We start from the raw sequence: 21,252 nt of genomic DNA, 5'->3' as shown, positions 1-21,252 counted from the left end.
GCGCCTCCGTTATGCCCAAAAATCACGAGCCGGATCGAGAACAGGTTCCACCACGCCCGCGCGGATAGTGAAATCGCCAAAGCCTTCGTCCGCTTCGCGTTCTTTTGACCAGCGACCCAACAGATGATCGAGAGTGGTTAAAATTTCATCTTCGGTAATATTTTCACGGTACATGCGCGGGATGCGCGTGCCGATGCGGTTGCCACCCAAATGCAGGTTATAGCGTCCTGGCGCTTTGCCTACCAGGCCAACCTCGGCCAGCAGCGCACGGCCACAGCCGTTAGGGCAGCCGGTCACGCGCAGAACGATATGCTCGTCGCCCACGCCGTGCGCCGTCATCCGCTCTTCTACACGGCTAACGAACGACGGCAGGAAGCGTTCGGCCTCCGCCATCGCCAGCGGGCAGGTAGGAAACGCCACGCAGGCCATAGAGTTTTCACGCTGCGCCGTGACGTTTTCCATCAGACCGTGCTCGCGCGCAAGCCGCTCAATAGCAGGCTTTTCCGCTTCCGGCACGCCCGCCACGATCAGATTTTGGTTGGCGGTCAGGCGGAAGTCGCCCTTGTGCACCTTCGCGATTTCGGCCAGGCCCGTTTTCAGCGGTCGGCCCGGGTAATCCAGCAGGCGACCATTTTCAATAAACAGCGTCAGGTGCCAGTTATTATCAATCCCTTTCACCCAGCCGAAACGGTCGCCGCGGGTAGTGAATTCATAAGGACGGATTGGCTCGAAAGTCAGGCCTGCACGGCGCTCCACTTCCTGCTTAAAGGTTTCCACGCCCACGCGCTCCAGCGTGTACTTGGTTTTAGCGTTTTTGCGATCGGTACGGTTGCCCCAGTCGCGCTGCGTGGTGACAACCGCTTCCGCTACGTCGAGGATTTTCTCAACCGGCAGATAGCCGAACTCGCTGGCGGTGCGCGCATAAGTCGCTTTGTTACCGTGCTCGATAGACAATCCGCCGCCCACCAGCAGGTTAAAGCCGATCAGCCTGCCGTTTTCGGCGATGGCAATAAAGTTCAGATCGTTAGCGTGCAGATCCACATCGTTATGCGGCGGCACCACGACGGTGGTTTTGAACTTACGCGGCAGATAGGTTTCGCCCAGAATCGGCTCTTTGTCCGTAGTGGCGACTTTCTCCTGATCCAGCCAGATTTCCGCATAGGCGCGGGTTTGCGGCAGCAGGTGCTCAGAGAGCTTTTTCGCCCATTCATACGCTTCCTGATGCAGCTCGGATTCAATAGGATTTGAGGTGCACAGAACGTTACGGTTTACGTCGTTTGCCGTCGCCAGCGCGTCCAGTCCCACTTCGCTCAGCATCTGGTGAGCAGGTTTGACGTTGCCTTTCAGGATGCCGTGAAACTGAAAGGTCTGCCGATTGGTCAGGCGGATACTGCCGTAAAGCGTGTTATCTGCCGCAAATTTATCGATAGCCAGCCACTGCGTTGGCGTAATGATACCGCCCGGCAGGCGGCAGCGCAGCATCATCGCATGGCGGGGTTCCAGCTTCTGCTCGGCGCGCTCGGCTCGGATGTCGCGGTCGTCCTGCTGGTACATACCGTGAAAGCGGATCAGCAGAAAATTATCGCCGGTGAACCCGCCGGTCAGGCCGTTATCCAGATCCTCTGCGATGGTGCCGCGCAGATAGTTGCTCTCTTTTTTCAGGCGCTCGGCGTCGGTCAACTTGCCTTCAACCACCAGCGGACGTTTTTCATTGCTCATAAGGCTGTCTCTTTAATATTCATTAATACCGCAGGCTTACGCTTGCAGAAATGCGCTCGTCTAGTACACGTCACGCTGATAGCGACGCTCGATACGCAGCTCGCTTAAGAATTCGTCGGCGCTTTCCGTATCCATTCCGCCCTGTTCCGCCACCACTTCCAGCAGAGCCTGCTCTACGTCCTTCGCCATACGGTTGGCATCGCCGCATACATAGATGTGCGCGCCTTCCTGGATCCAGCGCCAGACTTCCGCCCCTTTGGCGCGAATTTTGTCCTGCACGTAGACTTTCTGCTGCTGATCGCGCGACCAGGCCAGATCGATATTGGTCAGCAGGCCGTCTTTAACGTAGCGCTGCCATTCAACCTGGTAGAGAAAATCTTCGGTAAAGTGCGGATTACCGAAAAAGAGCCAGTTTTTGCCTGCCGCACCCTCATTATCGCGCTGCTGCATAAAGGCGCGGAACGGCGCGATGCCGGTGCCGGGGCCAATCATAATGACCGGCGTTTCCGGATTGGCCGGGAGGCGGAAGTTATCATTATGTTCGATAAAGACGCGCACTTCGCCGTCCTCTTCCAGCCGATCGGCCAGGAAGCTGGAAGCGCCGCCCGCTCGTGCACGGCCGTCGATGTCATAACGCACTGCGCCGACGGTAATATGCACTTCGCTTTCACTTTCCGCCTGCGAAGAGGCAATCGAATAAAGGCGCGGTGTCAGCGGACGCAGCAGCGCCGTCAGCTGCTCAGCGTGGAGTTCTGTTGGCGCCTGACGAACCATATCTACAATCGGCGTGGTTTGTGCGTAGTGCTGCAGACGACTTTTATCGCCCACAAGAGCCAGCAGATTTTCGTCACGACTCAGCTTGCCGTACTGCTCAACGATCTGCGTGGTATTTACCGTCAACTCGAAATGTTTCTGCAGCGCTTCGCTGAGCGGCATCGTCGCGCCGTTAACGTCCACCGGCTCATCGCCTTTCAACCAAACCAGCTCGACCAGCTCCTGTACCAGAGCAGGATCGTTTTCATACCAGACGCCCAGCGCGTCACCGGGCTGATAGCGCAGCCCGGAATCGCCCAGATCGATTTCGATATGGCGTACATCTTTATCCGAGTGGCGGCCGGTAATTTTCTGGTTAATGGCCAGGCTGGCGGTCAGCGGCTCTTCTTTAGTATAAGGGCTGCTGAATACTTCGTTGACCGTGCCGGTAGCCGTGGCCGCCGCTGCGGCCGGGGTTTCGGTCGGCACACGCTTTTTCAGGACTTCAACGACCTTCTGGCGCCACTGTTCTGCTTCTGCCGCGTATTCGACATCGGCATCCACGCGGTCCAACAGGCGTTCACCGCCCAGTTCCCCCAGCTTGTTATCGAAATCTTTCCCGGCCTGACTAAAGAATTCATAAGAGGTGTCGCCCAGCCCAAAGACCGCGAAGGCGGTATTATCCAGCTTTGGCGCTTTCTTCGACATCAAAAACTTATGCAGCGCCACGGCTTCTTCCGGCGGTTCGCCTTCACCCTGGGTGGACGTGATGACGACCAGCAACTTCTCCTGCGCGATCTGCTTGAACTTGTAATCCCCCGCATTCACCAGGTTCACGTTCAGCTTGGCCGCCAGCAGATCGTCCCGTAGCTGTTCGGCAACCCGACGAGCATTGCCGGTCTGAGAGGCCGAAAGCAAGGTGATGGTCGGCACGTCAACCGGCGCGGGCGCGCTGGCAACAACCGCGCCTGGCGCCTGATTGACCATGCCCCAGAAATAACCGGAGAGCCATGCCAGCTGCGTGGTGGAAAAATCGCCCGTTGCCGCCTGAAGGCGGGAAAGCTGTTCCGGATTAAGCGGAAGCAGAGAAGCAGGAGGTGCCTGAGTCGTCATTGCGTTGAAAGTTCCAGTATCGGTGGCAAAAGCCGTAAAGACAGCAAGATACCCTTAGGGTAACCACTGGCATTCTAAGCCTTAAAGAAGGGTTGGTAATATAAAATAACCAAAATGACTAAACGGTTTTACAAGTAAGGCATAGTGGTAAAACGGGTTAATTAATGCGTTGTTTTTTATGATGTTAAGCAGAATGGTGCGTGACTATGGGCCAGGAAGTGCGCATGAGCCGGGAAACGGGTGCGAAAAAAGGCTTTTTCAGGTAGAATTCGCCCGTTTTTTTGAGAAATAACTGAGACTGTCATATGGCTACCACGCTGTTTAAAGATTTCCAATTCGAGGCGGCTCACCACCTGCCCAACGTGCCGGAAGGCCATAAATGCGGCCGCCTGCACGGGCACTCCTTCCTGGTGCGGCTCGAAATCACCGGCGAAGTGGACGCGCATACCGGCTGGATCATGGATTTTGCCGAACTGAAGGCGGCTTTCAGGCCACTTTATGACCGGCTGGATCACTATTATCTGAACGATATCCCGGGACTGGAAAACCCGACCAGCGAAGTGCTGGCAAAATGGATCTGGGATCGGATGAAGCCGACGCTGCCTCTGCTCAGCGCCGTGATGATCAAAGAGACCTGCACGGCAGGTTGCGTCTACAAAGGCTGATGCTCTGGCGACGGACGTCGCCAGAGCCGATGGAAAACATTGACAGGGATTAAGTAGAAGGCGGCCGCAGAGCCGCCTTTTTTATCAGGCGATATTCAGATACTTGTGCGTCTGCATCGATAAACGCCAGTTGCGGGCGATGCAGGTTTCAATGCAGAGTCGGGTAGCATCGTCCTTCTGGCTGATAGGTTGCAGGGCGATAATGCGCGGCTTGCTGTCGTTCAGCGTCGCCAGCAGGGCATCCAGCGCATCGACATCGCGCTGACGGGCCACCGGATGCTTTACTTCATCAGCGCGAACCAGCGCCTGGCTCAGCACATCGTAGCCGCCGCGCATATTGACCTTAGGCGAAACGGTCACCCAGGTTTTTTCGCTGCACTGGACCGGATGGGTGCCGCTGGTTTCGATCTGGCAACTGAAGCCCTGCTGTTCCAGCGCCTGCGTCAGGGGCGTCAGGTCATGAATGCAGGGTTCACCACCGGTAATTACCACGTGCCGCGCCGTCCAGCCGTGACGGGTAATCACCGCCAGTAAAGCCTCTGCATCTGCCGCGCCCCAGGCATCGGTTTCCACCGTCTTCAGCAAGATATCGCCCAGCGAGGTTTCCCGATCGGCCAGCTTATCCCAGGTGTGTTTGGTATCACACCAGCTGCAGCCCACCGGGCATCCCTGCAGGCGGATAAAAATTGCCGGAACGCCGGTATAAAACCCTTCGCCCTGCAACGTCTGGAACATTTCATTAATCGGGTACTGCATTACGCTCTCGCTGGCTGTAAAAATAAGGGCGCAGAGTATGACAGATAGCGGCTTTTTAACCAAATCACATTGTGCGGGGGAACCCGGCAACCTTTTTCCCCACCTAACCTCATCACTCCTTTCTGAGGTCAGGCTATGAACATGTCGGTCGGCAGCTTACTGAATCGCGTCCTGCTGAATATCGGTGAAGAGGCATTGAACATGCCCCGTCCGCAGCCGGAGGCGCAGGGCAGCCAGAAAAATTCGCCCGGCATCAGCTTTGGCTCTCCCGCTACCAGCCATTTTCCGGAGCTGAGTAAAAATGTGCAGGACAGCGCCAGTGGGTCCGGCAACGCTTCTTTTAACCAGTTTATGCAGCAGATTGGCAGGCTGCTACAGACGGCCCTGTCCGCTATTGATGCGCTGGCGCAGCAGGTGAATAAAGCCCACTCCTCGCCCGTTACCCAAATGCCGGCAGCTGCCACCGGCACGCCCTCCCCTGCGACAGCTCAGCCGACAGCCACGGAAACCAGCGTGACGGCTGCCTCTCCAGCCAACAGCAGCCAGGCGGTCAGCAGCACTACCGGGCTCGATCCGGCCAAAAACAGCCTGACGTTTGAAAATAAAGGCGACAAACCCCTGACCCTTACCTTCACGCCCAACGCCGACGGCAGCGCGAAGCCTGGCGATCTCACCCTGCAGCCGGGCGAAACCAAAACCCAGAACTTTGATGCCAACTGGTCGGGCAATTTCCGCAGCACGGCAGGCGACGGCGCCAACGCGACGCTGGGCGAGGTGAAATTTGACGGCAGCAGCGGGCAGACCTATTACGATGTCAGCTATATCGAAGGCAATAACGCGGCGATGACTATCGGCCCGGCAAAGGGCGGTGGCAGGGTTTCAGGCACGCTGGATGATTTAGTTTCAAACGCGCCCGACAGCATCAAAGCGAAAGACGAAAACGGCAACGTTTACGGCCTGAAAAAATCCACGACGGCAAATCAGCAGAACGCGGCAGTAGTGGATTACTACCGACAGCACGTTGCCGCCGATAAGGGATATGTTATTCCTTCCGACGATGCGAGCACGTTGGGCAGCAGTACAAAAAACCTGAAGGTAGAGCTGAAAGGCTAAGGGCGTTAGCGGGAAAGGCTCAATAAAAAAGCCCCGTCCGGAGACGGGGCCTTTTCGATCTTCCCGACCTCAGGGGCCGGGAAAACGTCAGATTACTGACCTTTAACTTCTTTCAGACCATTGAACGGCGCACGGCTGCCCAGAGATTCTTCGATACGGATCAGCTGGTTGTACTTGGCAACACGGTCAGAACGGCTCATAGAACCGGTTTTGATCTGGCCCGCTGCGGTACCTACTGCCAGGTCGGCAATGGTTGCGTCTTCGGTTTCGCCTGAACGGTGAGAAATTACCGCGGTATAGCCTGCATCTTTTGCCATTTTGATTGCAGCCAGGGTTTCGGTCAGAGAACCGATCTGGTTGAATTTGATCAGAATGGAGTTAGCGATACCTTTATCGATACCTTCTTTCAGGATTTTGGTGTTGGTCACGAACAGGTCGTCGCCCACCAGCTGGATTTTGTCGCCCAGCACTTTGGTCTGGTAAGCAAAGCCATCCCAGTCAGACTCGTCCAGGCCATCTTCGATAGAGACGATTGGGTACTGTTTGGTCAGGTCTTCCAGGAAGTGGGTGAACTCTTCGGAAGTGAAGGCTTTGTTGCCTTCGCCAGCCAGCACATATTTGCCGTCTTTGTAGAATTCAGATGCCGCACAGTCCATCGCCAGGGTGATGTCTTTGCCCAGTTCGTAGCCTGCTGCTTTTACCGCTTCAGCGATAACGGCCAGCGCTTCGGCGTTAGAACCCAGGTTTGGCGCGTAGCCACCTTCGTCACCCACCGCGGTGCCCATGCCTTTAGACTTCAGCACTTTTGCCAGGGTGTGGAACACTTCAGAACCCATACGAATCGCTTCTTTCAGCGTTTTCGCGCCTACCGGCTGGATCATGAATTCCTGGATGTCGACGTTGTTGTCAGCGTGCTCACCGCCGTTGATGATGTTCATCATTGGCAGCGGCATAGAGAATTTGCCTGGGGTGCCGTTCAGCTCAGCGATGTGCTCATACAGCGGCATGCCTTTAGCGGCAGCGGCAGCCTTAGCAGCAGCCAGAGAAACGGCCAGAATGGCGTTAGCGCCAAATTTGGATTTGTTTTCGGTGCCGTCAAGATCGATCATGATCTTGTCGATGTTTGCCTGGTCTTTGGCATCTTTGCCGGTTACCGCGTCAGCGATTGGGCCGTTAACGGCCGCAACAGCTTTGGTCACGCCTTTACCCAGGAAACGAGATTTGTCACCGTCACGCAGTTCCAGCGCTTCACGGGAACCGGTAGAAGCGCCTGATGGTGCGGCCGCCATACCGACAAAACCGCCTTCCAGATGCACTTCTGCTTCAACGGTCGGGTTGCCACGAGAGTCGATGATTTCGCGACCGATGACTTTAACGATTTTGGACATTAGTTTTTCCTCAGTACAAGTTAACTTAAAACTCAGACAAACAACGCGCGAAAATAGTTCATCTCTTTTGGGCTGAAGCGGTGTTGGCTGCCTCTCTCACCCCCGCCGCTTTCTGAAAGCGGTGGGCGTGACTGGAGGCTGCCCTGCTTCAACGCAATATCCGGCAAGGATACCTTCGCGCGCTGCCATGAAAACTGCTTATTTCGCCAAACGCTTCTGGTGCTCGCTGGCGGCTTTAACGAAGCCGGCGAAGAGAGGATGACCGTCCCGAGGCGTTGAGGTGAATTCCGGATGGAACTGACACGCAACAAACCATGGGTGGTTCGGGATCTCAATAATCTCGACCAGCTGATCGTCACCGGAACGACCGGCAACGCGTAATCCGGCAGCTTCAATCTGCTTTAACAGCATGTTGTTGACTTCGTAACGGTGGCGATGGCGCTCAACAATGGTTTCGCTACCGTACAGCTGGCGTACCAGGCTGTCTGGCGTCAGCTGACACTGCTGGCTGCCCAGGCGCATGGTGCCGCCCAGATCGCTCTTTTCAGTGCGCACTTCAACATTGCCTTCTTCGTCACGCCATTCGGTAATCAGCGCCACGACCGGGTATTTACAGTCTGGCACAAATTCCGTTGAGTTCGCATCGGCCATGCCGGCGACGTTACGGGCGAACTCCATCAGCGCAACCTGCATCCCCAGACAAATGCCCAGGTAAGGAATGTTGTTTTCGCGCGCGTAGCGAGCAGTCATCAGCTTGCCTTCCACACCGCGATAGCCGAAGCCGCCAGGGATAAGGATAGCATCCAAATCTTTCAGAATTTCTACGCCACGGCTTTCCACATCCTGCGAATCGATCAGCTTGATGTTGACCGTTACGCGGTTTTTCAGGCCGCCGTGCTTCAGGGCTTCAATCACCGACTTGTAGGCGTCCGGCAGCTCAACGTATTTGCCGACCATGCCGATAGTTACTTCGCCGCCTGGATTGGCTTCTTCGTAGATAACCTGTTCCCACTCGGCCAGGTTGGCTTCCGGCGCGTTCAGGTTAAAGCGCTTGCAGATATAGTCATCCAGGCCCTGCGATTTCAGCATACCTGGAATTTTATAGATAGAATCAACATCTTTCAGCGAGATAACCGCTTTTTCCGGCACGTTACAGAACAGGGCGATTTTCGCCCGCTCGTTGGCGGGGACCGCGCGGTCTGAACGGCAGATCAGCACGTCCGGCTGGATGCCGATAGAGAGCAGCTCTTTAACAGAGTGCTGCGTTGGCTTGGTTTTGACTTCACCCGCCGCCGCCATATAAGGCACCAGCGTCAGGTGCATGTACATGGTGTGCTCGCGGCCAACGTCGACCGCCATCTGGCGAATCGCTTCCAGGAACGGCAAAGATTCGATATCGCCGACAGTACCGCCGATCTCGACCAGCACCACGTCGTGGCCTTCGCCGCCTTCGATGATGCGTTCTTTAATCGCGTTGGTAATGTGCGGGATCACCTGAATGGTCGCCCCCAGATAGTCGCCGCGACGCTCTTTGCGCAGCACTTCCGAGTAGATACGGCCGGTGGTGAAATTGTTGCGGCGGCTCATTTTGGTGCGAATGAAGCGCTCATAGTGGCCCAGATCGAGATCGGTTTCCGCACCGTCATCGGTGACGAAAACTTCGCCGTGCTGAGTAGGGCTCATGGTACCCGGATCCACGTTGATATACGGGTCCAGCTTCATGATGGTCACATTAAGACCACGTGCTTCAAGAATGGCGGCCAGGGAGGCTGCGGCAATGCCTTTACCCAGAGAGGATACGACCCCGCCGGTCACAAAAATATAGTTCGTTGTCATGCTGAACCTGAGAAAGTAGGTTTAAAGACGATGGAATAACCAGGACGGGAAAACAGTATACGGGATTCCCCTGCACGCCACAATTAATCGTTTCCGGTTATCTGCCTGCCATCGTATTGACCGTCACGAGAGTACCCGATTCGCGCCACGCTGAAGTTGATTCGGATCACACTTTTGTTGAATCGTGTCAGCGACTTATTCTGTGCGGCGGAATAACCTGCTTTGCCGCAACCAGACAGAACCGGGAAAAAAAAGAAGCGCGCCGGCACGTCAGCAAAAACGGGCTATCGGCCAGCAAAAAACCCGTTTGTCTTCCCACAACCTGTTATTCCTTTGCCTTAACCTGCTGCCATGCGGCTTCCATTTGTTCAAGCGTGGCGTCCTGCATTGCCCTTCCCTGCCCGGCGATAATCTCTTCAACCTGACGGAAGCGGCGCTCGAATTTATCGTTGGCTTTTTGCAGTGCCGTTTCCGCTTTACTGCCTAAATGACGCGAAAGATTGACCGTTGCAAACAGCAGATCGCCAATCTCCTCTTCCAGCTTCTGCTGGTCGATAACGGCCTGTTTGGCTTCGTGCATCACTTCGTCAATCTCTTCGTAAACCTTATCCAGTACCGGGCCAAGCGTGTGCCAGTCAAAGCCGACGTTGCTGCAACGCTTCTGGATTTTGTGCGCGCGCATCAGCGCGGGCAGCGCGCGAGGAATATCGTCCAGCGCAGAATGCTGCGCTTTACCGGCACGCTCCTGCGTTTTAATCGCTTCCCAGTTTGCCAGCACTTCTTTACTGTCGCTGACCTGCACGTCGCCAAAAATATGCGGATGGCGACGCTCCAGCTTGTCGCTGATGGTCTGACAGATAGCATTAAAGTCGAAGCGTCCCTCTTCCTGTGCCATCTGCGCGTAAAATACCACCTGAAACAGCAGATCGCCCAGCTCGCCCTGCAGATCGTCAAAATCTTCCCGGCTGATGGCATCCAGCACTTCATAGGTTTCTTCAAGGGTATAAGGCGCGATGCTGGCAAAGGTTTGTTCGCGATCCCATGGACACCCTTTTTGCGGATCGCGCAGGGTTTCCATGATGCCCAGCAGGCGATCGATAGCGTTCATAAATACGTCCATTTTAAGAAGAAAATAAGAAATGACTATACGGCATGGTGCGGCAAAATTCATGTGAAGAAAGGGGGATGTGGCCACGCGCCTCAACGAGCGGCACGGCGCAAACCGTTCGGCCCTTACCGCGCATCCACGAACGGCGCGGCGCAAACCGTTTGGCCCTTGCCGCGCCCATCCCTTCAGGAACGAACGCGGCCTGGGCGAGAAAAGCAGCCTCCGATCAGTGCAGCCTTCTGGCGTCAATGATATCCGGCACCTGATTTAGCCTGGCCAGTACGCGGCCTAACACCTGCTGATTATAAATTTCGATTTCCATATCGATAGTCGCCAGCTGCTTTTTGGTTTCGCTCCGGCTGGACACACCCAGCACGTTGACCTTCTCATTGGCGAGGATGGTGGTGATATCGCGCAGCAGGCCGCTACGATCGTTGGCGGTAACGCGCACCACCAGCGAATAACCGCTGGAATAGCTTTCGCCCCATACCGCGTCGACAATCCTTTCCGGCGCGTGCGACATCAGCTCGGTCAGCTGATCGCAGTCGGCACGATGGATAGAGATGCCGCGTCCCTGAGTGATAAAACCTGTAATATCATCGCCCGGGATCGGCTGGCAACAGCGTGCAATATGGTGCATCAGGTTGCCAACGCCTTCCACTACCACGCGTCCACTTTCTTTGCTGCGCGGCACGGAAGATTTCTGCGTCAGCTGGCGCAGCGCCTCGCGATCTTCTTCTTCCGCACTCGGTTTGTTCAGCTTCGATTGCAGGAAGTTGCTCATCTGGTTCAGACGGATATCGCCGCCGCCGATGGCAGCCAGCAGCTCATCCAGCGAATTGACGTTATAGCGCGGCAGCAGCAGCTTCTCTGCTTCCTTCAGGCTGATATCCAGGTGGTCCAGCTCGTTATCAAGGAGCTGTTTGCCTGCGATGATATTTTTGTCGCGATCCTGCTTGCGGAACCAGGCGTGTATTTTTGAGCGTCCACGGCTGGTGGTGACGTAGCCCAGGTTAGGATTGAGCCAGTCGCGGCTCGGATTGGGCTGCTTTTGAGTGATGATGTCGATTTGATCGCCCATCTGCAGCTGATAGGTAAAGGGTACGATACGGCCGCCGATTTTCGCGCCGATGCAGCGGTGTCCGATATCGCTGTGGATATGGTAGGCGAAATCCAGCGGCGTGGAGCCGGCGGGCAGATCCACGACATCCCCTTTGGGCGTAAACACATAAACGCGATCGTCGAAAACCTGACTGCGCACCTCGTCCAGCATTTCGCCCGAGTCCGCCATCTCTTCCTGCCAGGCAATCAGTTTACGCAGCCAGGCAATACGCTCTTCGTGTCCCGACGCGCCGCGTGCGCTGCCGGTCGTGCCGCCCTCTTTGTATTTCCAGTGCGCGGCCACGCCCAGCTCGGCATCTTCGTGCATCTGCCGCGTACGGATCTGGATTTCCACGGTTTTGCCCTTCGGCCCCAGCACCACGGTATGAATTGACTGATAGCCGTTCGGCTTGGGATTGGCAACGTAGTCGTCAAATTCGCTCGGCAAGTGGCGATAGAGCGTATGCACTATTCCCAATGCGCCGTAGCAGTCCTGCAACCGTTCGGCGACGATACGCACCGCGCGCACGTCAAAAAGCTCGTCGAACGCCAGCGACTTTTTCTGCATCTTGCGCCAGATGCTGTAGATATGTTTCGGGCGGCCGTAGACTTCCGCTTTCACGCCCTGCCTGACAATTTCATCACGCAGCGACTGCACAAAAGTCTCGATATATTGTTCACGGTCTATACGGCGCTCGTGCAGCAGTTTGGCGATGCGCTTGTATTCATCAGGATGCAGATAGCGGAAGCAGAAATCTTCCAGCTCCCACTTCAGCTGCCCTATCCCTAAACGGTTAGCCAGCGGCGCGTAGATATTGGTACATTCTTTGGCGGCCAGCACGCGTTCGTCTTCCGGCGCGTCCTTCACCTCACGCAGATGGGCAATACGCTCGGCCAGCTTGATCACCACGCAGCGGAAATCTTCCACCATCGCCAGCAGCATTCGCCTGACGTTATCGACCTGCTCCGAGGCCATGGAGTCGTTATGGGTCGCTTTCAGCTGGCGAATGGCATCCATGTCCCGCACGCCGTGCACCAGCGAGATGATAGCTTTACCGTACTTTTCTTCCAGCACCGCTTCCGACACCACGCCAGCGTCCGCCAGAGGAAAGAGCAGCGCGGCACGCAGGCTTTCGCTGTCCATGCTGAGCATGGAGAGGATCTCCACCATTTCAACGCCACGCCAGAGCAGCAGCGCTGCATCAGGATGATGGCGGGTGGTCTCTTCGCAATAGCGCCAGGTCTCGGCTAGTCGTTCACATGACAGGGGATTTGCAATCCCCAAACTGGTGATCCACTGGTCGAGCGCAAACTCACCGGCCGTATTCAAATGTGCACTTCTTACCGCAACCATATCCTCTCCAGACCTCCTTCCAGGAAGCTATATTCGGCTGAATAACACCATAGATTCGACGTGCCCGGTATGCGGAAACATATCAAGCAGGGTAATCCTTTCCGGGCGATAGCCGGCAGCCAGGAAAATCTGGCTGTCCCGGGCAAGTGTAGTCGGATTACAGGAAACATAGACCACGCTTTCCGGGGCAAGTTTAATAATGTGAGGTATCACCTCTGCCGCGCCAGCGCGGGCCGGATCCAGCAGCACCTTATTAAAACCTGCCGCTGCCCACGGCTGCCCCGTCACTTCTTCTTCCAGATTATGCTGATAAAATGCAATGTTATTCAGATTGTTCAGCGCCGCATTATACGTACCCTTTGCCACTAATGCTGCAACGCCTTCCACACCGGTGACATTTTCCACGCGTTTTCCTGAAGGAAGCGTAAAGTTTCCCATGCCGCAGAACAGATCCAGCAGGCGGTCCGTAGGCTGCAAATCGAGCCACGCCATCGCCCGGGCCACCATCTGCTTATTCAGCTCGCCATTGACCTGAATAAAGTCACGCGGGCTGAACGTCAACGTCAGGCCATCAAGCTGATAGAACGGCATCGCGCCGACAACCTGCTCCAGCGTTTCGCTGTCGGGCGCCAGAAACAGGGCGACCTGCTGGCTATGCGAAAACTGTTCCAGTTTCTGTCTGTCCGCCTCGCTGAGCGGATCAAGATGGCGCAGCACCAGCAGCGGGCCATTGTCCGCCAGTACCAGTTCGATATGGCCCAGCCGCCTGACGGCCTGCAGGCTGCTTAATACCTGGTGCAGCGGTTGCAGCAGTGCATCAAGTTCGGGCATCAAAACGGGGCAGTGCGTAATGGCCACCAGGTCACTGGAACCGGCCTGGCGAAAGCCCATTTGCAGCGTCTGGCTGCGTGCGTGATAGTTCAGGCCCAAACGAGCACGACGGCGGTAGCCGTAAGCGCTGCCGGCAATAATGTCTACCGCTACCGCTACCGGCTCGCCGGTTTGCTGGCTCAGCAGGCGTGAAAGCGCTTTAGCTTTGCTGCGCTGCTGCAGCTCGGGCGAAGCGTGCTGCTGCTGACAGCCACCGCAGCGGCCAAAGTAAGGACAAACTGGCACAACCCGTTCGGGGCTGGATGAAAGAAGGCGCTTTGTTTTGGCTCGCGCCCAGCTGCGCTTCTCCTCCACGATTTCCACTTCCGCCTGCTCACCGGGCAGCGCGCCGCTGACAAACAGCGTTTTCCCCTGATGATGAGCCACGCCCTGGCCGGAACCATCAAGGTCAGTAACCGTCACGGTCATGATCTGGCGGGTCGTCACGCGCCGTTTTGCAGAGTAGAATTGCGCCATTACTTTTGTCTCGACAGTGGTTAAACCCGCGTAGCCTACACCAGCGCCAGCATTAATTCGACTGGCGGCGGTACCACAGGATAATTATGGCCAAATACAGCCTGCGGGCACGAATGATGATCTTGATCCTGGCGCCCACGCTGATGATTGGGCTGGTGCTGAGCACTTTTTTTATCGTGCATCGCTACAATGAGCTGCAGCGCCAGCTGGTGGATGCCGGGGTCAACATTATTGAACCGCTGGCGGTTTCCAGCGAATACGGCATGACTTTCCACAGCAAGGAGCCCGTACGTCAGCTGGTCAGCCTACTGCACCGCCGTCATTCCGATATCGTGCGCGCCATTACCGTTTTTGACGCGCAAAATCAGCTGTTTGTTACCTCAAACTATCGTGCCAGCGTTGATAAGCTGCGCCTGCCGCAAGGCACGAAGTTCTCCACAACATTCAGCTATCAGCGGCTGGGGCAATCGGTTATTTTGCGCACGCCTGTCCTGTCGGAAAGCTATTACCCGGATGAATCGCCAACCGAAGATGCCAAGCCCAACGGCAATCCGCTGGGCTATATCGCCATAGAACTGGATCTCCAGTCAGTGCGGCTTCAGCAGTATAAAGAGGTGTTTGTCTCTACCTTGCTGCTGCTGTTCTGCCTTTGCCTGGCCATGCTGTTCGCCTATCGCCTGATGCGTGACGTCACCGGCCCCATCCGCGATATGGTCAACACCGTCGATCGCATTCGGCGCGGCCAGCTCGACAGCCGCGTGACGGGGCATATGCTGGGCGAACTGGATATGCTGAAAAACGGCATCAATTCGATGGCCATGTCGCTGACCGCCTATCACGAAGAGATGCAGCAAAATATCGATCAGGCAACGTCCGATCTGCGCGAAACCCTTGAACAGATGGAGATCCAGAACGTTGAGCTGGATCTGGCTAAAAAACGTGCCCAGGAGGCGGCACGAATTAAGTCAGAATTCCTGGCAAATATGTCCCACGAGTTGCGCACGCCGCTTAACGGCGTGATTGGTTTTACTCGCCAGACGCTGAAAACGCCGCTGAATCTTACGCAACGTGATTATCTGCATACCATCGAGCGTTCCGCCAACAACCTGCTGAGCATCATTAATGACGTGCTGGACTTTTCCAAGCTGGAAGCGGGCAAGCTGGTGCTGGAAACTATCCCCTTCCCGCTGCGCGCCACGCTGGATGAAGTGGTGGTGTTGCTGGCCCCGTCCGCCCACGAAAAAGGCCTGGAGCTGACGCTGAGCATTCAGCCTGACGTCCCCGATAACACCATTGGCGATCCGCTGCGGCTACAGCAAATCATCGTTAATCTGCTGGGCAACGCCATCAAGTTTACCGAGCACGGCAATATCGATATTTGCATTGAGAAACGCTCTCAGGGCAATAACCGTGTCGATCTGGAGGTGCAGATCCATGACACCGGCATCGGCATTGCTGAAAAGCAGCAGTCGCAGCTGTTTCAGGCCTTCCGCCAGGCGGATGCCAGTATCTCCCGGCGTCACGGTGGTACCGGTTTGGGCCTGGTGATCACGCAGAAGCTGGTTAACGAAATGGGCGGAGAGATCTCCTTTCACAGTCGCCTGAATCAAGGCTCCACCTTCTGGTTCCACGTCAATCTGGCGCTGAACCCGAATGCGGCTCAGGATCCGCGCGCCGTGCAGTGCCTGGCAGGCAAAACGCTGGCGTATATAGAGGCAAATCCGGCCGCTGCTCAGGCTACGCTGGCGCTGCTGGCCAGCACGCCGCTGGCCGTCAGCTATAGCGCGTCGCTGGACGGGTTGCCGCAGACGCATTACGACACGCTACTGATGGGTTTGCCGGTAAGCCGGGATCCTTCCCCCCCGCTGCCCACGCAGGCGCTGCACGCGTTGGAGCGCGCGGATAATGTGATTATGGCGCTGCCCTGTCAGATGCAGACCTGGGCGGAAGAGCTGAAAGATCGGGGTATCAGCGCCTGTTTGCTGAAACCCGTTTCCCTGTCGCGGCTGCTGCCCGTGCTGCTCGATCATCATACCCGCGAGGCAAACGTTTCGCCTGGCCGACACAAGCTCCCGCTGACGGTCATGGCCGTTGATGACAATCCGGCGAACCTGAAGCTGATTGGCGCTCTGCTGGATGAACAGGTGGAACGGGTGGTGCTGTGCGACAGCGCTATGATGGCGCTCAGGCAGGCAAAAATGCAGCCGCTGGACGTTATCCTGATGGATATTCAGATGCCGGACATCGACGGTATTCGTGCCAGCGAGCTAATCCGCGAGCTGCCTGCACACGCTTCCACGCCCATTGTTGCCGTCACGGCGCACGCGCTGGATGGGGAAAGAGCACAGCTGATCAACGCGGGCATGAACGATTATCTGGCCAAGCCTATTGATGAAGCCAGGCTGGAAAATCTGCTGTTACGTTACGTCCCTCACGAGACCCCCTCTCCCGCCGCACCTCGCGCGCTTGCGGCTTCGCTGGATTGGGAGCTGGCCCTGCGTCAGGCTGCCAACAAGCCGGATCTGGCACGCGATTTGCTGCAAATGCTGGTAGATTTTCTGCCTGAGGTGCAAAAAAAGGTGGAAAGTTATCGGGAGGAAGGCGATGTTAACGCGCTGCGCGATATCATCCATAAACTGCACGGCAGCGCCAGCTACAGCGGCGTTCCCCGCATGAAGCAGTTATGCCAGCAGCTGGAGCAGAGCCTGCGTGATGGCCTGGCGATTGCCGACATCGAGCCGGAGCTGTTTGAACTGCTGGACGAGATGCAAAACGTGGCCCGGCTCGCCCGGAAAAAGCTGACGCGGGCAACGGATTAGGATGCAGCCGGGCACGGAATGAATAAGACCCGCACCAAAGCAGTCGGCGATAGCAGTGGCAGTGGCGGGGCTGATGCTGTCTCCTCAGGCCTGCCTCTGCCGGTCAAACCGCCTGTTCAGGAGAGTTTCTGTCCTATCGCCAGCGAGGCTGCAATATTCCTCGCGGTCATGCGCACATTATCCGCCGCATTTTCCAGCGCCTCGTCAAGTGTACAGATGCTGTAGATAACGCTGAACACTGCATCCAGACCATGCTGATGCACGACTGCCACATCTTTGGTCAGGCTACCCGCAATGCCGATAACCGGTTTGTTATAGCGTTTGGCGATTTTCGCCACGCCGATCGGTACCTTGCCGTGAATGGTCTGGCTGTCGATGCGTCCTTCGCCGGTAATCACCAGCGTGGCGTCCTGCACCAGCTCGTCCAGCCCTAACGCCTCGGTCACGATTTCAATGCCGCGCCGCAATTCCGCGCCGCAGAAAGCGTGCAGCGCCACGCCCATTCCGCCAGCTGCGCCACCGCCCGGGATCGTCAGCACGTCGATGTCCAGATCGCGACGGATAATCTGCGCATAATGCGCCAGCGCGTTATCCAACTCTCTGACCAGCGCCGGCGTGGCCCCTTTTTGCGGGCCAAAGACGGCGGAGGCCCCTTCTTCCCCTAGCAGCGGATTGGTGACGTCGCAAGCGACCTCAAAACGGCAGCTTTTGATACGCGTATCAAATTCACTGATATCTATCGTCGCCAGGTCGTTAAGCCTGCCGCCGCCTGAGCCAATTTGTTGACCCTGACTATCCAACAGTCTTGCGCCCAGCGCCTGCACCATGCCCGCGCCGCCGTCATTGGTTGCGCTGCCGCCAATACCGATAATAATGTGCTGCACGCCTTTATCCAGCGCGCTACGGATCAGTTCGCCGGTGCCAAAGGACGTGGTAATTAACGGATCGCGACGGGCCGCAGGTACCAGCTCCAGCCCGCTGGCGGCCGCCATTTCAATGTAGGCGCAGCTGTCATCACCGGAAAGGCCGTAAAACGCATCGACTTCTTCGCCCAATGGGCCGGTGACGCGCAGACGTATGATTTTTCCGCCCGTCGCCGCCACCATTGCCTCTACCGTTCCCTCGCCGCCGTCGGCGACGGGCAGCTTCACATACCGGGCCTCAGGAAAAATTTCCCTGAAGCCCAGCTCGATTTGCGTAGCGACCTGCTGAGCCGACAGGCTTTCTTTATATGAATCCGGTGCGATTACTATTTTCATACGTTAATCCGTGCGCGGGGCGAGGAGTGCAGATTGCGGCCTGAATCCTCAGGCCGAACCACGGGACTATTTAATGTCGACTTTTGCCAGTTTTTCGTAATAGCAGGCCAGCGCGCTGTGATCGGCCGTACCCAGCCCGTCCGCTTTCAGCGCCTGCATCATTTCCATTACCGCCGCCGTTAACGGCAGCTGCGCCCCTACGTCATGGGAAGTATCCAACGCGTTGGCCAGATCTTTAATGTGCAGATCGATACGAAAACCCGGCTTAAAGTTGCGGTTCATTACCATCGGTGCTTTGGCGTCCAGCACCGTGCTGCCGGCCAGGCCGCCGCGTATTGCCTGGTAGACCAGTTCCGGATTGACGCCCGCTTTGGTCGCCAGCGTCAGCGCTTCCGACATGGCCGCAATATTCAGCGCAACAATGACCTGGTTAGCCAGTTTGGTCACGTTACCTGCGCCAATGTCGCCGGTATGTACCACGGAACCCGCCATGGCTTTCATAATATCGTAGCACTTGTCGAACAACTCTTTGTCGCCGCCAACCATAACGGACAGCGTGCCGTCGATGGCTTTAGGTTCGCCGCCGCTGACCGGCGCATCCAGCAGCGCGATGCCTTTTTTTGCCAGCTCATCATGCATTTCACGGCTCGCCAGCGGGGCAATAGAGCTCATATCGATAATGATAGTGCCCGCCTTCGCCCCTTCAATCACGCCGCCTTCACCCAGCAGGACCTCTTTCACGTGTGGGGAGTTGGGCAGCATGGTAATGATTACGTCGCTCTGCTCCGCTATGGCTTTTGCCGACTCGGCGGACGTCGCACCGTGCTTAACCAGTTCTGCCACGTTTTCTGCGTTACGATCGCGCACCACCAGCGAGTAACCAGCCTTAATTAAGTTTTTACTCATGGGCTTACCCATGATACCCAGACCTATAAATCCAATTTTCATCTTTGTCTCCTGAACAGTGGGTTATTTTTTAAAGCGATCGCACAGGGCCTGCGTGGCGCCACGGAAAACGCCTACATCACTGCCTACCGCGACAAAACCGGCGCCCCATTCCAGATAGCGTCGGGCATCGGCTTCCACCGGTGCCAGAATGCCGCTCGGCTTGCCGGCCGCTTTAGCGCGTTCAAAGATGTATTTGATGACCTTCAGCACTTCCGGATGAGCGGGCTGCCCCAGGTACCCCAGCGCGGCCGACAAATCGCCTGGCCCGACAAAAATACCGTCCACGCCTTCGACTGCCGCGATAGCGTCAATGTTATCCACGCCCTGCTGCGTCTCGATTTGTACCAGCACGGTGATATTGTCGTTGATGATGGAGTTGTACTGCGGCACGGTGCCGTACATGTTGCTGCGGTGTGAAACCGATACGCCGCGAATGCCCATTGGTGGGTAGCGAGTGGACGCCACCGCACGCACGGCTTCTTCCTCAGTCTCGACAAAAGGGATCAGGAAGTTGGAAAAACCAATATCAAGCAGGCGTTTGATAATGACCGGCTCGTTGGTCGGCGGCCGTACCACGGGTGCGCTGACGCTGCCCTTGAGCGCCATCAGCTGTGGAATAAAAGTGGTGATGTCGTTGGGGGCGTGTTCGCCATCCAGCACCAGCCAGTCAAAGCCTGCCAGCCCCAACACTTCCGTGGTCAGCGGGTTAGCCAGCGCACACCAGCTGCCGATTAGGGTTTCGCCCGCCAACAGGCGCTGACGAAAGCTGTTCGGCGTATTTACATAGCTCATCGGTTTCTCCAGAAAGAGGGTTAGCGCACCAGGCAAGGGCGTTTATTATCAAACGTCCAGTCCGGCACCAGGAACTGCATAGCCTGCGCATCGTCGCGCGCGCCCAGACCGTGTTTCAGATAAAGCTCGTGCGCTTGCATGACGCGATCCATATCCAACTCCACGCCCAGCCCCGGCCTGTCCGGTACCTGCACCATGCCACCCTTGATTTGTAAAGGCTGCTGCGTCAGGTGCTGATTGCCCTCCTGCCAGATCCAGTGGGTATCGATAGCCGTGATTTTGCCAGGCGCCGCCGCCGCGACATGGGTAAACATGGCCAGCGAAATGTCGAAATGGTTATTGGAATGCGAGCCCCAGGTCAGGCCGAAATCGTGACACATCTGCGCAACGCGTACGGAACCCTGCATGGTCCAGAAGTGAGGATCCGCCAGCGGGATATCGACGGACTGTAACGAGAGGGTGTGTCCCATCTGGCGCCAGTCGGTAGCGATCATATTGGTGGCCGTCGGCATTCCCGTCGCACGGCGGAATTCGGCCATCACTTCGCGGCCGGAGTACCCTTGTTCTGCACCACAGGGATCTTCTGCATAAGCCAGTACGTCCTTCAGCTGTTTGCCCAGTTCGATTGCCTCGTTCAGTGACCAGGCCCCATTGGGATCGAGCGTAATGCGCGCCTCGGGAAAACGCTTCGACAAGGCGGTAACCGCCTCAGCCTCTTCGCTACCGGCCAGCACGCCGCCCTTCAGTTTGAAATCGTTGAAGCCATATTTTTCATACGCGGCTTCCGCCAGGCGCACTACGGTATCCGGCGTCAGCGCCTCTTCATGGCGCAGGCGATACCAGTCGCAGCTGTCGTCCGGCTGGCTCTGATAAGGCAGCGAGGTTTTGCGACGATCGCCGACGTAAAAAAGGTAACCCAGCATTTCAACGCGGTCGCGCTGCTGCCCATCGCCCAGTAGCGAGGCGACGTTAACGCCAAGATGCTGCCCCAGCAGATCCAGCAACGCCGCTTCGATACCGGTTACCACGTGGATAGTGGTGCGAAGATCGAAAGTCTGATTGCCGCGCCCGCTGGCGTCTCGATCGGCAAAGGTGCTGCGCACGTGGTTCAACAGATTTTTATATTCGCCGTGATGCTGAACGCCGTCGATATTCCGTTGGCCGACCCGCACTTCTGGACG

At 56.7% G+C, this 21,252-nt stretch carries 15 protein-coding genes; 3 read left to right on the top strand and 12 right to left on the bottom strand.

Translation table 11 applies throughout. The annotated features are described in order from the left end of the window. Positions 1–9: 9 nt before the first annotated feature. Both cysI and cysJ read right to left on the bottom strand, forming a co-directional pair. On the bottom strand, positions 10–1,719 hold the full coding sequence (cysI, locus tag RTK32_RS02215; RefSeq protein ID WP_312041900.1) for an assimilatory sulfite reductase (NADPH) hemoprotein subunit: 1,710 nt from the start codon (positions 1,717–1,719) through the stop codon (positions 10–12). 60 nt (positions 1,720–1,779) lie between these two features. Beyond that, positions 1,780–3,585 carry an NADPH-dependent assimilatory sulfite reductase flavoprotein subunit gene (gene cysJ, locus RTK32_RS02210; protein WP_312041899.1) on the bottom strand — a complete coding sequence of 602 codons (1,806 nt, stop codon included), beginning with the start codon at positions 3,583–3,585 and terminating at the stop codon, positions 1,780–1,782. A 305-nt stretch (positions 3,586–3,890) separates the two neighbouring features. Between cysJ and queD the strand changes: the two genes are divergently transcribed. After that, a complete protein-coding gene (gene queD, locus RTK32_RS02205; RefSeq protein WP_312041898.1) occupies positions 3,891–4,250 on the top strand; it encodes a 6-carboxytetrahydropterin synthase QueD in 360 nt (119 codons plus the stop codon). Positions 4,251–4,334: 84 nt separating this feature from the next. Here the strand turns inward: queD and queE are convergent, their stop codons facing one another. Further along, positions 4,335–5,006 carry a 7-carboxy-7-deazaguanine synthase QueE gene (gene queE, locus RTK32_RS02200; RefSeq protein WP_312041897.1) on the bottom strand — a complete coding sequence of 224 codons (672 nt, stop codon included), beginning with the start codon at positions 5,004–5,006 and terminating at the stop codon, positions 4,335–4,337. Between the two features lie 141 nt (positions 5,007–5,147). Here queE and RTK32_RS02195 point away from each other — a divergent pair, with 141 nt between their 5' ends. After that, positions 5,148–6,119 (top strand): hypothetical protein, encoded by a 972-nt coding sequence (locus tag RTK32_RS02195; protein WP_312041896.1) that lies wholly within the window; start codon positions 5,148–5,150, stop codon positions 6,117–6,119. Between the two features lie 92 nt (positions 6,120–6,211). Here the strand turns inward: RTK32_RS02195 and eno are convergent, their stop codons facing one another. The 5 genes from eno to rlmD all read right to left on the bottom strand — a co-directional run bounded on the left by eno (position 6,212) and on the right by rlmD (position 14,253). Then, positions 6,212–7,507, bottom strand: a complete 1,296-nt coding sequence (gene eno, locus RTK32_RS02190; RefSeq protein ID WP_312041895.1) for a phosphopyruvate hydratase — start codon at positions 7,505–7,507, stop codon at positions 6,212–6,214. Positions 7,508–7,705: 198 nt separating this feature from the next. Beyond that, positions 7,706–9,343 carry a glutamine hydrolyzing CTP synthase gene (pyrG, locus tag RTK32_RS02185; RefSeq protein ID WP_312041894.1) on the bottom strand — a complete coding sequence of 546 codons (1,638 nt, stop codon included), beginning with the start codon at positions 9,341–9,343 and terminating at the stop codon, positions 7,706–7,708. 325 nt (positions 9,344–9,668) lie between these two features. Further along, positions 9,669–10,451, bottom strand: a complete 783-nt coding sequence (gene mazG, locus RTK32_RS02180) for a nucleoside triphosphate pyrophosphohydrolase (protein ID WP_312041893.1) — start codon at positions 10,449–10,451, stop codon at positions 9,669–9,671. A gap of 226 nt (positions 10,452–10,677) precedes the next feature. Continuing rightward, on the bottom strand, positions 10,678–12,906 hold the full coding sequence (gene relA, locus RTK32_RS02175; protein WP_312041892.1) for a GTP diphosphokinase: 2,229 nt from the start codon (positions 12,904–12,906) through the stop codon (positions 10,678–10,680). Between the two features lie 27 nt (positions 12,907–12,933). Next, a complete protein-coding gene (gene rlmD / locus RTK32_RS02170) occupies positions 12,934–14,253 on the bottom strand; it encodes a 23S rRNA (uracil(1939)-C(5))-methyltransferase RlmD (RefSeq protein WP_312041891.1) in 1,320 nt (439 codons plus the stop codon). Between the two features lie 86 nt (positions 14,254–14,339). On the opposite strand from rlmD, the gene barA reads away from it, so the two are divergent. Next, positions 14,340–17,072, top strand: a complete 2,733-nt coding sequence (gene barA, locus RTK32_RS02165; protein ID WP_312041890.1) for a two-component sensor histidine kinase BarA — start codon at positions 14,340–14,342, stop codon at positions 17,070–17,072. Between the two features lie 116 nt (positions 17,073–17,188). Here the strand turns inward: barA and RTK32_RS02160 are convergent, their stop codons facing one another. The 4 genes from RTK32_RS02160 to RTK32_RS02145 form a co-directional block, all read right to left on the bottom strand. Then, complete coding sequence (locus RTK32_RS02160) at positions 17,189–18,331, bottom strand: glycerate kinase (RefSeq protein ID WP_312041889.1); 1,143 nt, start codon at positions 18,329–18,331, stop codon at positions 17,189–17,191. 66 nt (positions 18,332–18,397) lie between these two features. Further along, positions 18,398–19,279 carry a 2-hydroxy-3-oxopropionate reductase gene (gene garR, locus RTK32_RS02155; RefSeq protein WP_312041888.1) on the bottom strand — a complete coding sequence of 294 codons (882 nt, stop codon included), beginning with the start codon at positions 19,277–19,279 and terminating at the stop codon, positions 18,398–18,400. Between the two features lie 21 nt (positions 19,280–19,300). Further along, positions 19,301–20,071 (bottom strand): 2-dehydro-3-deoxyglucarate aldolase, encoded by a 771-nt coding sequence (gene garL / locus RTK32_RS02150; RefSeq protein ID WP_312041887.1) that lies wholly within the window; start codon positions 20,069–20,071, stop codon positions 19,301–19,303. Positions 20,072–20,091: 20 nt separating this feature from the next. Next, a partial coding sequence (locus RTK32_RS02145) for an enolase C-terminal domain-like protein (RefSeq protein WP_312041886.1) occupies positions 20,092–21,252 on the bottom strand: 1,161 nt, incomplete at its 5' end.

The sequence above is a fragment of the Erwinia sp. genome (genome assembly GCF_031978025.1).
GTDB lineage: Bacteria > Pseudomonadota > Gammaproteobacteria > Enterobacterales > Enterobacteriaceae > Erwinia.
The sequence above is the reverse complement of the archived record's forward strand: the minus strand, read 5'-3'. Positions and strand labels throughout refer to the sequence as shown.

Coding starts and splice junctions, on each gene's coding strand:
- cysI (WP_312041900.1), bottom strand. CDS start 1,719: ATGAGCAATGAAAAACGTCCGCTGGTGGTTGAAGGCAAGTTGACCGAC.
- cysJ (WP_312041899.1), bottom strand. CDS start 3,585: ATGACGACTCAGGCACCTCCTGCTTCTCTGCTTCCGCTTAATCCGGAA.
- queD (WP_312041898.1), top strand. CDS start 3,891: ATGGCTACCACGCTGTTTAAAGATTTCCAATTCGAGGCGGCTCACCAC.
- queE (WP_312041897.1), bottom strand. CDS start 5,006: ATGCAGTACCCGATTAATGAAATGTTCCAGACGTTGCAGGGCGAAGGG.
- RTK32_RS02195 (WP_312041896.1), top strand. CDS start 5,148: ATGTCGGTCGGCAGCTTACTGAATCGCGTCCTGCTGAATATCGGTGAA.
- eno (WP_312041895.1), bottom strand. CDS start 7,507: ATGTCCAAAATCGTTAAAGTCATCGGTCGCGAAATCATCGACTCTCGT.
- pyrG (WP_312041894.1), bottom strand. CDS start 9,343: ATGACAACGAACTATATTTTTGTGACCGGCGGGGTCGTATCCTCTCTG.
- mazG (WP_312041893.1), bottom strand. CDS start 10,451: ATGAACGCTATCGATCGCCTGCTGGGCATCATGGAAACCCTGCGCGAT.
- relA (WP_312041892.1), bottom strand. CDS start 12,906: ATGGTTGCGGTAAGAAGTGCACATTTGAATACGGCCGGTGAGTTTGCG.
- rlmD (WP_312041891.1), bottom strand. CDS start 14,253: ATGGCGCAATTCTACTCTGCAAAACGGCGCGTGACGACCCGCCAGATC.
- barA (WP_312041890.1), top strand. CDS start 14,340: ATGGCCAAATACAGCCTGCGGGCACGAATGATGATCTTGATCCTGGCG.
- RTK32_RS02160 (WP_312041889.1), bottom strand. CDS start 18,331: ATGAAAATAGTAATCGCACCGGATTCATATAAAGAAAGCCTGTCGGCT.
- garR (WP_312041888.1), bottom strand. CDS start 19,279: ATGAAAATTGGATTTATAGGTCTGGGTATCATGGGTAAGCCCATGAGT.
- garL (WP_312041887.1), bottom strand. CDS start 20,071: ATGAGCTATGTAAATACGCCGAACAGCTTTCGTCAGCGCCTGTTGGCG.